Origin of the sequence: Methylocystis sp., assembly GCF_046349115.1 — a bacterium.
Classification (GTDB): domain Bacteria; phylum Pseudomonadota; class Alphaproteobacteria; order Rhizobiales; family Beijerinckiaceae; genus Methylocystis.
Map to the genome: position 1 here is coordinate 640765 of NZ_JAXMCX010000001.1, position 14107 is coordinate 654871.

Consider the following 14107-nt stretch of genomic DNA (forward strand, 5'->3'; position numbering starts at 1 on the left):
GATGCGCACTTTGTATCTTGTCCTTGCGCTATTTGCTGCGCATTCCGCTGCCGCTCAGGAACTGACGGCGCGCATCTGCTCGGCGCGCCCGTTCGGCTATTTTGTCGGCGATCTCATTCATGCGCGCATCGAGGCGTCGGGCCGAGAGAGCGCCGCGCTGTCGCGTGCGTCCTTGCCCAAGACCGGTCCGCTGACCGGATCGCTCGATCTCCGTGACGTCACGCTTCACGAGACCATAAAGAGCGGCGCCCGCCTGTGGCGGCTCGATCTCACCTATCAGAATTTCTATGTCGCGCTCGATGCGCGGGAAATTGAAATTCCTGGCTTCGAACTCGCCGTTTCGACCGCCGCCGGCATAGAGTCTGTCAAGGTTCCTGCATGGCGCGTCGGCGTCTCGCCTTTGCGCGAGATCATACCGCAGAGGCGGGAAGATGCGACCGATTATATGCGTCCGGACGGGTCGGCGCCTTTTGTCGACGAAGCTGCGCCTCGAAATCTGGCAATCGGCGCGGGCGTCGCCGGCTTGCTGGCTTTCGCTTTCGTCGCGCGCGATCGCGCCTGGCCGCCCTTTCAGCGACGTAGAGCACGCGTGTTCTCGGCGCTCGCCAACGACATTTCAAACCGGCTCGGCGGGTCTGACGACAGAGAATTGGACGCGGCGATCCAGTCGACGCATCGCGCGCTCGACACAGCCAATGGCGCAACTTTGCTGTCGTCCGATCTTCCCGAATTCCTGCGCAGGCGTCCGGAATTCCGCCCGCTGCGAACGGACTTCGAATGCTTCTTCGCCGCCTCGAAGCGGCGATTCTTCGGCGGTCGGGAATCGAGCGACGCGTTCGGCCGGGATCAACTCGCGCAATTCGTGACCGCGCTCGCCAGGCGGGAGCGGTCTGGATGATTGCGCTCGGTTTCGATCACATTGAGGCGCTGTTGCTGGCGCCGCTGGCGTTGATTCCGCTTTTGCAGTCCGTCCTGCGCGACACGTCCATACCCTCGCTCCTGTCGGCACCGGTCGACGGACTTTCCGTCCTTATCGGCAATATCCTGAAACTCAGCGGCGTTCTCGCGATCGGCGCGAGTCTCATTGGCGCGGCCGGCCCCCATATTGCTGGCGCAGAGCAGGAGCGCTTCGCCGAAGGCGCGCAGATCGTGATGTTAATCGACCGCAGCGGCAGCATGAACGAAACCTTCGCGGGGAGAACGCCATCGGGAGGCGAAGAGTCAAAGGCCGCGGCGGCAAAGCGCATTCTCAAACGCTTCGTCGAAGCGCGCCGTCACGATCTCGTCGGCGTCGCGGTTTTTTCGACGGCTCCGATGCTGGTGACGCCGATTTCGGATCATCTCGACGCCGCCAAAGCCGCGATCGACGCGATCGATCGCCCCGGACTCGACTATACCAATATCGCTCGCGGCCTTGCGATGGCGCTGTCGATGTTCAAGACCAGCGACGCAGATTTCTCGCGCGCCATCCTGCTCCTATCCGACGGCGCCGGCGTCATCGATCCGAAACTGCGCGACGATCTAAAGGCTGAGTTTCGCAAGACCAATGTCAGTCTCTACTGGCTATTCATGCGCACCGAGGGCAGCAGAGGCATTGCCGACGGAGCGGCGGAGGATGATGAGTCGCCGCAGGCCGCGCCGGAGCGCCATCTCGATCTTTTCTTCAGATCGCTCGGCGTTCCCTACCGCGCCATCGAGGCGGAAAGTGCCCAAGCGACGGAGGAGGCTTTAAAGCAGATCGACCGGCTTGAGCGCCATCCCGTCCATTATGTCGAAAAATTGCCGCGCATCGATCTTAGCGCCTGGGCGTTCGCGCTGGCGTTTGTCGCCACATCGCTGCTCGTCGTCGCCAAACTCGCCGAAGTCGGGTTGGGCGTCCAAGGTCGCGCGCGATGACGACGCTCATGACGCGCGCCGCAGCGTTGTGCGACGGAGCCGGCGCGCTCTGGCGCGAGACGCGACCATCGCTTCTCGTCGCGCTCTGCCTCGCGTTCGTCATGACGTCGGCGGGTTCATTCGTCGACTGGCGCGGCGCGATCGACGCCAATGATACGATCGAGGCGCTGGAGCAGGGCCGCGATGTCAGCGTCGATATGAACGCCCGGCCCGAGACGCTGCTTGCCCGCATCGCATTTCTGACGAAGCGAAACGAAATCGATCGTGCGCGCGCCATGGTGGAGGCGGTCGATCGAAGCGGCGGCGTCGACATGCGCGCCCGCAGTCATTACCTCTTGGCCAATGCGTTGCTGCGCAAGGCGTTAGATCTGATCGAACGGACCCAAGTCGATGCGGCCAATCCCTTCGTCAATCTCGCCAAGCGCGAATATCGTCGAGCCTTGCAGCTTGCGCCTGAATATTGGGACGCGAAATTTAATCTCGACGTGGCCGCGCGCCTTGTCCGAGACTTTCCCGATTTCGAAAGAAAAAGCGGCGACGAACTCAGCGCCGACCCCAAAAGGCTCTGGACAGACATTCCCGGCAAACCGAAAGGCCTGCCGTGATGCGCCCGGACCTGCGCGATCCGCGATTCGTCTTGCTCATGCTGGCGATGCTCTCGCTCAGCGCCGCCTTGGTTGCGCCGAAAATCGCGATTCGGCGTCCATCTTTCGATCTTCTGGCCGTCGTCGACGTCACCGGCAGCATGAATGTTCGCGACTATGTGGCGTTCGGCCGCCCGATCAGCCGGCTCGACGCGGTAAAGTCGGCGCTGCGCGCCATGCTTGCCGAAATGCCCTGTCCATCGCATGTCGCTCTAGCAGTCTTCAGCGAACGCAAGACATTTCTGCTGTTCGAGCCGATCGACGTTTGCGTCGACTTCGCGCCGCTCGAAGCCTCGATCGAGGCGCTCGACTGGCGCATGGCCTGGGAAGGCGACAGCCGCGTGTCGGCGGGCCTGTTCGGCGCCATCGATATGGCGCGCCATTTGAAGAGCGATCTTCTGTTTTTCACCGATGGTCAGGAGGCGCCGCCGCTGCCGGCGCGCGGCGCGCCGACATTCGAAGGGCGCGCCGGCGAGCAGCACGGACTCATCGTCGGGGTCGGCGGCTATGAGCTTTCGCCAATCCCGAAATTCGATGACAGGGGACGCGAGATCGGATTTCTCGGCGTCGACGAGGTTCCCCATGAGAGTCGTTTCGGTCTGCCGCCGGAAGGCGCGGAGAGGCGCGAAGGCTACAATGCGCGCAACGCGCCATTCGGCTCCGCCGCGGCGGTCGGCGTCGAACATCTGTCTTGCGTGAAGGAAGACCATCTGCGGTCGCTCGCCAAAAAGACCGGTCTCGGTTACGCGCATCTCGAAGACGGAACGAGGCTTTGGACGGATTATGCCGCCGTCGCTTCCGCCCGGATGCGCCAAGCCGCTTTCGATCTACGCCCGTTCTTCGGAGCAGGGGCGGCGCTTTTCATCCTTATTGCCGTCGCCGGGCCGTCGCTCATCCGGGCTTTGAGCCAAATGTGGCGAGCCGCGCTCAGCAACCGCCATCCGCGACCAGGGAGATCCAAATGAAAAAACTGCTTGGCCTCTTCGCCCTACTGATTTGTGCGCCGGCGCTCGCGCATGGGCCGACGCCGATCAAGATCGACGAGTCGATCGTCATCGCCGCCGAACCCAAAGCCGTGTGGGCCGTCGCCGGAAAATTCGACGGGCTCGCGAATTGGCACCCCGACATTCAATCGGTGAAGGCGACGGCCGCGGACGCCGCCGGAGCCGAGCGCGAGATTGTTTTCAAAAAGGGCGGCGTTCTGAAGGAAGGGCTCGACGAAGTTGATGCGGGGTCGTTCAAACTTTCCTGGCGCATGTCCGATCCCAATCTCGATGCGATGCCGGTAAGCTCCTACACGCTGACGTTCACGATCGAGCCAGCGCCGGCGGGCGGGAGCCTGGTGAAATGGTACGGACGTCTCTATCGAGGCGACACCAGCAATGAGCCACCGGAAAACCTCAATGACGACGCGGCGCGCGCGGCGATGACGAGCTTCCTTCTTGACGGCCTGCAGGGCCTGAAGAAGAAGGTCGAAGGGAAATAGCCGCGGCGATAAAGCTCGTCACGCGTTACAAAACGCAAAAGCAATTCAGATAGCGCGATCTAAACGAGCTTCATCGCAACCCTGTTCTCGACGGCGATGCGCAGAAGGTCCGCCTTCGAGCGCGCGCCGAGCTTGCGCTTCAGCAAGATGCAATTATTCGCGACGGTCTTGTAGGAGACTTTCAGAATATGCGCGATTTCGGTCATGTCCCTGCCGTCGGCGAGATTGCGCAGGATTTCGATTTCCCGGCCGTTCAGAGCGTCGAGCGGGTTTCCAGCGCGGCTCTGGTCGGCGAAGGCGAGCTTCAGCGCGAAAGCGTTGGAGAGATAGCGCTCGCCTTCCGCCACGGCGCGGATCGCCTTGATGAAGACGCGTGGGTCCTCGCTCTTCGCGACGTAACCGCGCGCGCCGCCTTCTATGGCGCGCGCCGCAAACACCGGGTCGTCGTTCATGGTGAAGATGATGAATTTGGCGTTGGCGTCCCGCTTTAAAATCCGGCGCAGCAACTCGAAGCCGGAGACTCCGGGCAGGTTAATGTCGAGCACGACGACGTCGGGCGCCGCCGAAGCGAAAGTCTCGAGCGCTTCGTCGGCGTTGTGCGCCTCAAACACTTCGATGTCCTTTTGTTCTGAAAGCATGCCGCGGCAGCCCTCAATCACCATTGGGTGGTCGTCGACGATGAGAACGCGCATTGTTTTTTCGCTTGTGTGAGAAACAACACCCATGTTGTGGGAACCGTCAGTCTTGTCAATCGATCGTCACAGATCGTCAATGCCAAAGCGCCGAACGGCGGACGGGGCGCTGATCATGCGCGTTTTTTCTCTTAAAGCCAGGTTGGGCTGGTTGATCGGCGCGGTGCTTGTCGCGACGCTGGTCGTCAATCTTGCGATTCAGCTTCTTCACGCAGGACCGCGCGTGCGCGCGGAAGCGGGAAGCAATCTTAGATTGATGCGGGAATTTGTCTTGGCGACGATAGCAAATCTTCCCGATAACGAAGACCCGGCGCCGGCGCTGAAGCGACTTTATGGGTCGCTCGGCCATCTTCGCCATGCGGAAGTTGAGATTCTCGCCGCCAATGAAACGCCGCCCGCCGATTGGTTGGAAAAAATCCGTCAATCCGAACGCGACGTACCGGAATGGTTTGTGAAGCTCGCCGGCGCCGCGCCGCGAGTCATGACAATTCCGGTGACGGTCGGCGGGCGTGCCTACAGCAATATCGTGGTGATCTCGAATCCCTTCGACGAACTCGGAGAAATCTGGTCGGACATGGTGTGGCTTGCGTCGATCAGCCTGGCGGTGACCATCGTCTTCCTGACGCTGGTTCTCCTGTTCCTGCGCCAATCGCTTGCGCCCTTCGACGCGCTGACGTCCGGCCTCGCGCGGCTGGAGGCCGGCAACAGCGGCGTTCGCCTTTCGCTCGGCGGCGCGAGCGAATTCAGATCGATAGCGGCGGCGCTGAATTCGCTCGGCGCAACGCTCGATCGCGTCAAGCAGGAAAACCGCGAACTCGTCGACAGGCTCATTCGGGTGCAGGAGGCGGAACGCAAGGATATCGCCCGCGACCTGCATGACGAGGCGGGTCCCTGCCTTTTCTCAATTCGCGCCACGTCGGCGACATTGCAGGAGCTTGTGTCGCATCCATCGCCTGACGTCGGCCGCCTGCGCCAGATGAGTTTGGCGATCGACAAGGCAAGCGAATCGCTTCAGTCGCTCTTTAGAGGATTGCTTGACCGGCTGCGGCCGAAGGGTCTCGAAGAGCTCGGCCTGGAGCCCGCGCTGAAAGCGCTTTTCGCGTCCTGGGCGCTCACTCATCCCGAAGTCGATCTGCGGCTTATCGTCCGCCATGATCTTGCAGGGCTCGACGAGGAAACGGCGCTCGCCGCCTATCGCGTCGTGCAGGAGGGCGTCACCAACATCTTTCGTCATTCTGGCGCGACGAGGGGCGAGGTCACGCTGGAATTTGGCCTGGAGGATTTCGCGCATTTCGGCGAACCCTTTGCGGAAGCGCCGCCGCAACTTCAAATCACGATTGGCGACAATGGCGTCGGCATTTTGGAACGCTTTGCTCCAGGCATGGGTCTGCTCGGCATGAGCGAGCGCGTGCGCGCGCTTGGCGGCGCACATCGGATCGAAAGCCCGCTGTCCGGCGGCACGCGAATTATAGTGGCGCTTCCTTTGCGGGACGACGAATGATGTGACGAAGTCCGCACGCCGCTATTCGCGAGGTGGGAAACTTTGGAAGTGCGAATGGCGAAAGTTTGAAGGTGAAAGAATGCGTGCCCTTCATTATTCTTGACCGAAGCCGCCGTCTCGGCGGACACGAATTTGGAGGAGCAACGCCATGGCTTGGTCGTCACCCACTATCGTCGAAATCTGCGTCGGCATGGAAATTACCAGCTATGAATCTGCTGAGATTTGATGGGCTGTTTCTTTAGACTGATCGCGTCTCGAAGAGGAAGAGGCGGCTCATATCCGAGAGAACGCGTCGGCACGAAGCTTGCCCGCGCGTAGATGCGGGAAGCCGACAATAGCGGCTGGTCGCTATCTCGAAAGTCAGAACCGGCGCGCGAGGAGTTTCTATCGCTCTTTGGGCAGCGAACTCTTTGCAGACGGTTTTGAGCGTTTCCCCGGGGCGCCGCTGACCTGCACCATGTGGCGCCGGCGCCCTGCGCGAGACTCGCGCGCCATAAACGACGTCGGGATGCGGCGCCGTCCGAATATCCTGAATGCGAGAAGATGGCGGCGGGCTTCCCATCAGGGGCCGCGGAGATTCATCTTGAGTATACGGCGGCGCCGACGCCGGCCCTTGGCTCTTATATCGTCCCACATTGGGTCGCGATCACGGGTAAGCACTCTTTAACGCCGACGATTCTTCGTCGGTGAATGCGCAGAGCTGGCTGAAACCAATTCTGTGTTCGATCCGCGCCAGCCGACAAATATTCCCTTTCCCGCTCCAACAAATACAACTGTATTTCAATAAGATACGTGTTCGCATCTTGATCCCGATCGGCGCGCCATCTCTCACAATAGATGGCTTCGAAGGTCGCGCGACTGCCGCCGTTTTACGGTCTTCAGACTCTCGGCGCCCGCCTTTCCTGACGCGTTCGCTCAGAAGCTCGCTGTTGCCCTTTACGAGGAGGGTTCGGCATGATGGGCGCCGCCGGATCGCATTCGAGTGGGCCGGCTTCGAGCGAGCGGATTACGACATGACCAACGCTACTCCGGACCCGCGCGCGCCAGGCGCGAACAATGGATTCCTCTCCTTATTGAAAACGATGGCGAGTCTGTTGCGACATTCCCATCAGCGCTCCGCATTAGCTTCTCTCATTGTTGGCCTTATAGGCGTTATCGGCGCGACCGCTTATGCGCAGGTCAGGCTCAACGCCTGGAATCAGCCATTCTACGACGCGATCGAGCGAAAAGACTTGTCGACCTTCTTCGATCAGCTCGGCGTTTATGGGGTAATCGCCGGCGCCTTGCTGATCCTGAATGTCGCACAGACTTGGCTTAATCAGACGCTGAGAATGAAACTAAGGGAGGGTTTGACGCGCGATCTCTTCGAGCAATGGCTCATGCCAAGGCGCGCCTTTCTCCTCGCCGGCGCCAGCGATCTTGGAGAAAATCCGGACCAACGCATCCACGAGGACGCCCATCATCTTGCCGAGCTCTCAACCGACCTCGGTATCGGCCTGTTCCAGGCGTCGCTCCTTGTCGCAAGCTTTATCGGGGTTTTGTGGAAACTTTCGACAGGGGTGACCCTCCATTGGGGCGAACGGAGTTTCGCCATTCCCGGCTATATGGTGTGGGCCGCCCTTTTTTATGCCGGCGTCGCTTCTTTTGCGACGTGGCGCGTCGGTAGGCCGCTCATGAATTTGAATGCGACGCGCTACGCGCGCGAGGCCGAACTTCGCTTCGCTCTGGTCCACGCAGCCACACATTGTGAAGGCATCGCCGTTTATCGCGGCGAGCGCGAAGAGCGGACGCGCCTGGAAGGCGAACTCGACCGTCTTCTCACAATTTTGAAGAAACTCGTCGCTGCGACGACCCGGCTGACGTGGATGACCGCGGGTTATGGCTGGTTCACGATCATCGCCCCCCTCATCGTCGCTTCTCCCGCATATTTCGGCGGTGATCTTACCTTCGGCGGCATGCTGATGGCCGCCGGCGCCTTCACCCAGGTCCAAGCTTCTCTACGATGGTTCGTCGACAACACCGGCCCGATCGCCGATTGGCGGGCGACGCTGCTGCGCGTCGGCGCTTTTCGTTTGGCGCTCATGCAAATGGACGCGGTCGGAACGGGCGATGAGCGCATCGAGCTGTCGACGGTGGAGACCAGCGAACTCGCGCTCGACGATCTGAAAATACTGTCTCCCGAGGGCCGCATAATTTTGAGCGAGTCCCACTTGACGGTTGCGCCGGGCGAACGTGTCCTTGTCGTGGGCGGCGTCCGTTCGGGCAAAACGAGTCTATTTCGTGCAATAGCGGGATTATGGCCTTGGGGCGGCGGCAAGATCGAACTGCCGACGACGACAATGTTTCTGGCGAAACGGCCTTATATCCCGGAGGGATCATTGCGCGAAATTCTTGCCTATCCTTCGAGGCCAGAAACCTTCTCCGATAGTGACTACCAGGCTGCGCTTACGCGCCTCGGACTTGCTTATCTCTTTGAATCGCTCGATCTCAGGCCGCACTGGGATAGGGATCTTACCGATCCCGAGCAGCAGGGCGTCGCTTTCGGGCGACTGCTGTTGCACCGGCCGGCTTGCGTCGTCGCCGATACGGCGATCGAGACGCTTCCCGCCCCCTTGCGCGCGGCCGTATTGGAAATTTTCGACCAGGAGCTTGCCGCAACAGCGCTTCTTTCGATCGGCAGCGAACGCGAAAAGAGCGCGTTCTATACAAAAATTGTCGAACTCTCGCTGGAGCGCGGCGGTCAACGTCTCAAGACGCCCGACCACCCGGGGCGACGGTCTTCGAATGTGTCTTTGTCGAAGGCGACAAATGTAGCGGAGTAGGGACTCATCTAGTTGACGCCCGTGCGTTTCGTCTCTTCGCATCGTCGGGCCGGTTGAACGAAGCCCAGTCGCGTCGCCATTTTACAGGCGCGACGGGTGGCTTCCATCTGTCCTCAAGCCGAAGGGATGAAAACCACTACGACCGCGTGAGACGCAGCAAGAATCGCGGGCCAAGGAGGCGCGGGATGAATCAGGAGCAGAACGGACTTTTAGCGTGGACGAGGGCGCAGCAGCGTTTCTGCGCAAAGGCGATGCTGCGCGCCGTCTCGGCGACGCGTCTGGTCAAGCATAGGCCGGCTATGGGGCAGACAATCCGCCCGGCGCTTGGATCGATCGTGGCCTCGCCTGAGATGGCGGCGTATGATCCGAAGCCCGACTATTTCTTCCACTGGCTGCGCGACTCGGCGATCGCCGCCGACGCGCTGCGCGAAGCCGTCGAGGACCAAACGCTGGAGCCCTCGGAAATCAGGCATCTTGTCGACTTCGTCGATTTTAGCTTGAAGCTATGTTCGCTTGACGGCCCGTCGTTTCTCAAGCGCGGCGGCTATCCCAAAAGCGTCGAGCCGTCCTTTCTTGAGCATGTGCGGGCGCGCGCCGAGATCGCCGAGATCACCGGCGACAAGACATTGGGCGAAGCGCGCTACAACGCTGACGGAAGCCTCGACGTGCTGAAGTGGGGTCGGCCCCAAAATGACGGCCCTGCGTTGCGCGCGCTTGCGGTGATGCGCTTCTTCTCGCTCGACGCCTTTAGAGAGCGGGCGGGGGAACCCGCTTTGGCGCTGTTGCACTATGATCTCGACTATACGCTTTCGCACTGGCGGCTGCCCTGTTGCGATCTGTGGGAGGAACGCATCGGCTTCCATTACCACACGCGTCTCGTCCAGCAGGCGGCGCTCGACGAAGGCGCCAAATTCCTGGCCGCGCAGGGCGATATGACGCGCGCGGCGGCCTACGCCGCCGTTGCAGGCGCGCTGCTCGCCGAGCTTGATCGGCATTTCGATCCCGAGGAGGGCGTCTACCGCGGCCGTCTGACCGAAACGGACACGGGGCCGGACGCGCCGGCGCCGCGGCGTCTCGACATCGCCGTCATCCTCGCGACTGTCCACGCGGGTCGACGCGCGGGGCCGCATAGCGTCGTCGATCCAAAGACGCTCGCGACGCTGATAGCGCTCGAGCGCTTGTTCGAGAAGGAATACCAAATAAACCGCACCCGCCCCGCCGATTGCGCGCCGGCGCTCGGCCGATATGCCGGCGACAGTTATTTCAGCGGGGGCGCCTATTATTTTTCGACGCTGGGCGCGGCGCAATTTTACTTTCTTCTCGCCCAGGCCGCAGCCGAAGGGCAAGAAATCTTCGTCGCCGAGGAAGACCGCGCGCCGCTCGCCGCGCTCCTGCAAACGCCCGCTGCGTCGCTCTCGGACGGCGCGCTCTCAGCACAGCTTCGCGAAAAATTGGCGGCGGCGGCGCTTCGTCGCGGCGACATGTTCCTTGCGACGGTGCGCCGCTTCACGCCGGCGTCGCGCGAAATGGCCGAACAATTCAGCCAAGATGACGGCATGCCGACATCGGCCGACAATCTCACCTGGAGCTACGCCTGCTTTATCCTCGCCCATGCCGCGCGCCGACGCGCCGCTCGCGCGATCGAGGCGCGCAATGAAGGCTAGCGAATTCGCAGCGACAGGCGGTTCACGCCTTCCGTAATCCGGCTCAGCGCCGTCTCTATCGAAATTTCGGCGGCGCCGAGTCGGTAGGGGTTGGCGCGACGCGCGAAGGGTAGATCGGCGCCGTTGAGGTTCACGCCGATAAGCCCGCAGCCGATGCGCTCGATCCTGTAGCTTATCTCGAAGGGACGATCGAAGAGATCGACTTCGATCCGCAGGCCGTCCAGGCTCGGCGGGATAACCGGGTCGACGACGAGCGCCGACTTTTCCTGGGTCAGTCCGAGGAGGCGGCAAAGGATCAAATGGACGGCGACGCCGGGGCCGCTCGAATAGACCCGCCAACCGCCCTCCGTCGAAACGGCCCCTCGCATAACGGCGTCGTAATCATCGCGCGCTTCGTAGCGGTCGGCGAAGGCGGCGTCGGAGCTGGTGAAGTAGCAATTTGCCTGGCGCGCCGCCGCCGAGGGTACGAGATTGCGCAAGCCGATCGGGTTCGCTTGGCAAAGCGCGCGAAAGAACTTCTCCGCGTCGCCGTAACGCCACAACGCTTCCGCGTAGCGTAAATGCGCGTGCGTGTACATCAGGCCAATTTCGCGGCCAAAGAAGGCGGCGCTTTCCGCCCGCCGAAAGTATTTTTGCAGGCCGCCACGATATTGCATCGGCTGGTCGAACAGTCGGGCGCCATCGGGCGCCGTCAGATGGCGCTCGATCAGCGCAAGATGCTCGCGCGCCTGCTCGGGCATGAACAACCCGCCGATAATCGCGTGGATCATGGGAATCAGGCGGTAGGAAACGCCGGTCGCGACATCGCGCGGATGCAGCAGATATTCGACATTATCCGTCGCGTGGAAAAAGGCGAGGCCCGCAAGCACGCCGTCGACGATCAAGAGGCGCTGGAAGTCGCGTCGCACGCGTTCGGCCTGCCGACGCAGATGCGCCGCTTCGACCGTCAGGCCCAATTGCTCATATGCGTCAGCGAGCGTGACAAGGGTCTGATGGTGCAGCGTCACCGTCCAGGAGCTGCATAGATTCTCGCGCATGCTCGCATCGGCCGGCTGAAGCGAGTCGTTCCAGTCGCCGTGACCATAGGCGGCGAGATCGGTCCCGAGAATAACGCGGCGTTCGATGAGAGACAGCGCCCGTTCGACATGCCGCTTGATCGTCGCGCGCTCGGCGGCCCCGTCTTTTTCGGCGAAGAAGGGCGTCTCCTCATCGAGTATCGAGCGATCCCCGGACGCGCAGAGATATTTCGCCAGCGCCAGCAGCGGCCAGAACACGATGTCGCCATGCGAGTCCTCGGCGCGGCTATGCCTGTCCCGCTCGAAGACCCCGAACCATTGCGGCCAGTCGCCGTCCGGGTTCTGTTGGCGAAATAGGCGCAGCATAAGGTCGCGCAACGGCTCGAAGCGGCCGAGGGCGAGAAGCATCTCGACAGGGCCCTGGGGGACATCACGGGCGCCCCAGGCGCCGCCGGAAAATTGTTCGAGGCCGCGCGGCGCGAGGTAATGGACGAGCGCGTTTTGCGCGAACCAGGGCAGGATTTCGCCGAGCCGCGCCGCGTCCTTAGCCAGCGAACAGTCGGCGGGCGCGAAGATGCGGAGCCCCAGCGACATGCCTCGCCAATAGCGATCGACGTCCATGGTCGCCGCCGGCACGGGCGCCAACAGGCGGCCCTGGATACGAAAGCAGACCGAGCTGGCGGGCGCGACAATGAGGCACAGGAACGGCTCGCGCCGCGAGACGCCGTCCGGAAAGAGCGCTTCATCTCCAGCGACTCTCTCGAGGGATGCGCCGGGCAGCAGATCGATACGGAAGCCGCCATGGGGGAAGCGCCTCCCGACCTCGCTGTCCGCGTTCGGTCGAACGAACACGCCTTCGCCATCCCGTTCGTAGCGCGCCGGCGGCGCGTCGACGCCGTCGTCGCCGTCGAGGGCGATGCGGTTCGACAGGAGAAAGCGCAGCGGCGTTCCACAGAGAACGTCGACGGAGAGACGCAGCTCATGGGTCTCGGCGAGCGCGCGGCTCTCGACCCGGATCAGTCCCGCCTCATGCTTGTAATGCCAGCGGCAGGCTTCCGGCGTCATTTCGAAGGCCGAGGGCGCGTCGAGCAGGCGCCAACCGTCGCCCGTGTCGACGAACAGGCGCTGGCCATGCGATCGGAACAGGCCGAGATAGCTGCGGGTCGTGGAGAGAAGCCGATTAACGCCGACATGACCCTGGGTCAGCATCGAATTGAACACGCCAGACATCCAGACGGTCGAGGTCAACGCCGCCTCGTCAGGACTTAGACCGGCGCCGGTGCGCAGAATATGTCCATGGGGCCGCAGCACGGCGCGTTCTTTCGCCTTGAGCGCGACATGGCCGCGCGCGCCGGCGAAGAAGGAAAGAAGGCGGCCGTTCTCGCGCTCCGCTTCTCGCATCTCATCGCCGTAAAGATCGACGATCTCGGCGTCAGTCAGCTCCATGGCGTCGAGCAGCGGCGTAGAGCAGAACAGGCTCGGCGGGATCGAAGCCTCTTCTCCCCTCGTGTAGCAGGAGCAGTCGGATTTCGCCTCGGGCAGCGCCACAGCCAGATCGACGAAAGCCAAATCCGCAGGCGACGTCGCTGCCGGATGGTCGCGTTCCAGCCAGCCAAAGAAGCCGCACTCCACCCGTTCTCCTGGCGCCAGCGAGATCGGCGCGTCCTGGATGGCGGCAAGAGAGTGCTCGTGCTGGAGACGTTTGCCGGGCAGCCCTCGCATCAGCGCCGCAGGTTCTCCGCCAGCGCGCGTCGAGAGACCGTAAACCTGCAGAGCGTCGGTGGCAAAGCTTACGCCGCGCCGCAGAGAGCCGATCACGCACCATGGTTTGCGTCCGCCGGCATGCTGGTTCTGGCGGGAGGCGACGACGACGCCTCGCTCCGGGTGAAACAGAGGCGAATGATCGACATATTGGCTGACATAATATTCGTTCGAGCGTACTGCGCCGTAATCGGCGAGCGCCAAGTCCTGCGCAAAGATGAGATCGATGGTTTGGGAGGCGTCGCCGCGATTTTCCAGCGTGAGGCGCCAGAACCATGCGGCGGCGGATGAGGCAAGAACCAGCGTCAGCGAAAAGCTGATATCGCGCCATTCGCCTACAAGCTTCATGCTGCGATTGTCGAAGTTTACCGTCTTGCGCGTCAGCGGCGCCAACAGGCCGATCGCCTCGCCCTGGCCGTCCAGCCGCCGCAGATAAATGTTCGCCGGTCCGCCCTCGATGTCATCGCCGAGGAACAGATTGATCAGGACCTCTTGATGAGACATGCGCCGGATCGAGCCATTGGCGTTTGCCGTAACGGACAATCCGGAACCACTCTCCAAGCGGCGGCGATCCATGGTCGGCGGGCTGTCTGCCATGCGGGCGGCGACCCTTCTTTTGCGATGC

11 protein-coding genes are annotated in these 14107 nt (G+C 62.2%); 9 read left to right on the plus strand and 2 right to left on the minus strand.

Translation table 11 applies throughout. From position 1 onward, the window contains the following. Position 1 precedes the first annotated feature (1 nt). From U1E20_RS02960 to U1E20_RS02980, 5 genes are read left to right on the plus strand one after another with little or no spacing between them, the layout of a single operon-like run. Entirely contained in the window at positions 2 to 898 is an 897-nt protein-coding gene (locus U1E20_RS02960; RefSeq protein WP_409979092.1) for a nonribosomal peptide synthetase MxaA, read from the plus strand. After that, the gene (locus U1E20_RS02965; protein ID WP_409979093.1) at positions 895 to 1896 is read left to right on the plus strand and encodes a VWA domain-containing protein; all 1002 of its coding nucleotides are present in this window, start codon (positions 895 to 897) and stop codon (positions 1894 to 1896) included. The genes U1E20_RS02960 and U1E20_RS02965 overlap by 4 nt, the downstream gene beginning before the upstream one ends. After that, positions 1893 to 2501 (plus strand): MxaK protein, encoded by a 609-nt coding sequence (locus U1E20_RS02970; RefSeq protein WP_409979094.1) that lies wholly within the window; start codon positions 1893 to 1895, stop codon positions 2499 to 2501. Before U1E20_RS02965 ends, U1E20_RS02970 begins: the two co-directional genes overlap by 4 nt. Continuing rightward, complete coding sequence (locus U1E20_RS02975) at positions 2501 to 3505, plus strand: vWA domain-containing protein (protein WP_409979630.1); 1005 nt, start codon at positions 2501 to 2503, stop codon at positions 3503 to 3505. The genes U1E20_RS02970 and U1E20_RS02975 overlap by 1 nt, the downstream gene beginning before the upstream one ends. Continuing rightward, on the plus strand, positions 3502 to 4026 hold the full coding sequence (locus tag U1E20_RS02980; protein WP_409979095.1) for an SRPBCC family protein: 525 nt from the start codon (positions 3502 to 3504) through the stop codon (positions 4024 to 4026). Before U1E20_RS02975 ends, U1E20_RS02980 begins: the two co-directional genes overlap by 4 nt. A 59-nt stretch (positions 4027 to 4085) precedes the next feature. On the opposite strand, the gene U1E20_RS02985 is transcribed toward U1E20_RS02980, so the two are convergent. Next, positions 4086 to 4718, minus strand: a complete 633-nt coding sequence (locus U1E20_RS02985) for a response regulator transcription factor (RefSeq protein ID WP_409979096.1) — start codon at positions 4716 to 4718, stop codon at positions 4086 to 4088. A gap of 115 nt (positions 4719 to 4833) precedes the next feature. On the opposite strand from U1E20_RS02985, the gene U1E20_RS02990 reads away from it, so the two are divergent. From U1E20_RS02990 to U1E20_RS03005, 4 genes are all read left to right on the plus strand, one after another. Then, the gene (locus U1E20_RS02990; protein WP_409979097.1) at positions 4834 to 6219 is read left to right on the plus strand and encodes a histidine kinase; all 1386 of its coding nucleotides are present in this window, start codon (positions 4834 to 4836) and stop codon (positions 6217 to 6219) included. 148 nt (positions 6220 to 6367) lie between these two features. After that, positions 6368 to 6445, plus strand: coding sequence for a pyrroloquinoline quinone precursor peptide PqqA (gene pqqA, locus U1E20_RS02995; RefSeq protein ID WP_409979631.1), 78 nt, complete (start codon positions 6368 to 6370; stop codon positions 6443 to 6445). 787 nt (positions 6446 to 7232) lie between these two features. Beyond that, positions 7233 to 9041, plus strand: a complete 1809-nt coding sequence (locus U1E20_RS03000; RefSeq protein WP_409979098.1) for an ABC transporter ATP-binding protein/permease — start codon at positions 7233 to 7235, stop codon at positions 9039 to 9041. Between the two features lie 185 nt (positions 9042 to 9226). Further along, positions 9227 to 10705: a glycoside hydrolase family 15 protein gene (locus U1E20_RS03005; protein WP_409979099.1), complete on the plus strand. Its 1479-nt coding sequence runs from the start codon at positions 9227 to 9229 to the stop codon at positions 10703 to 10705. Here the strand turns inward: U1E20_RS03005 and U1E20_RS03010 are convergent. Next, the gene (locus U1E20_RS03010) at positions 10702 to 14025 is read right to left on the minus strand and encodes a GH36-type glycosyl hydrolase domain-containing protein (protein ID WP_409979100.1); all 3324 of its coding nucleotides are present in this window, start codon (positions 14023 to 14025) and stop codon (positions 10702 to 10704) included. The two genes, U1E20_RS03005 and U1E20_RS03010, sit on opposite strands and share 4 nt — an antisense overlap. Positions 14026 to 14107 lie beyond the last annotated feature (82 nt).

Excerpts from the sequence above, each read along its gene's own strand:
- U1E20_RS02960 (WP_409979092.1), top strand. The coding sequence starts at position 2 with ATGCGCACTTTGTATCTTGTCCTTGCGCTATTTGCTGCGCATTCCGCT.
- U1E20_RS02980 (WP_409979095.1), top strand. The coding sequence starts at position 3,502 with ATGAAAAAACTGCTTGGCCTCTTCGCCCTACTGATTTGTGCGCCGGCG.
- U1E20_RS03005 (WP_409979099.1), top strand. The coding sequence starts at position 9,227 with ATGAATCAGGAGCAGAACGGACTTTTAGCGTGGACGAGGGCGCAGCAG.
- U1E20_RS02985 (WP_409979096.1), bottom strand. The coding sequence starts at position 4,718 with ATGCGCGTTCTCATCGTCGACGACCACCCAATGGTGATTGAGGGCTGC.
- pqqA (WP_409979631.1), top strand. The coding sequence starts at position 6,368 with ATGGCTTGGTCGTCACCCACTATCGTCGAAATCTGCGTCGGCATGGAA.
- U1E20_RS02965 (WP_409979093.1), top strand. The coding sequence starts at position 895 with ATGATTGCGCTCGGTTTCGATCACATTGAGGCGCTGTTGCTGGCGCCG.
- U1E20_RS02975 (WP_409979630.1), top strand. The coding sequence starts at position 2,501 with ATGCGCCCGGACCTGCGCGATCCGCGATTCGTCTTGCTCATGCTGGCG.
- U1E20_RS02970 (WP_409979094.1), top strand. The coding sequence starts at position 1,893 with ATGACGACGCTCATGACGCGCGCCGCAGCGTTGTGCGACGGAGCCGGC.
- U1E20_RS03000 (WP_409979098.1), top strand. The coding sequence starts at position 7,233 with ATGACCAACGCTACTCCGGACCCGCGCGCGCCAGGCGCGAACAATGGA.
- U1E20_RS02990 (WP_409979097.1), top strand. The coding sequence starts at position 4,834 with ATGCGCGTTTTTTCTCTTAAAGCCAGGTTGGGCTGGTTGATCGGCGCG.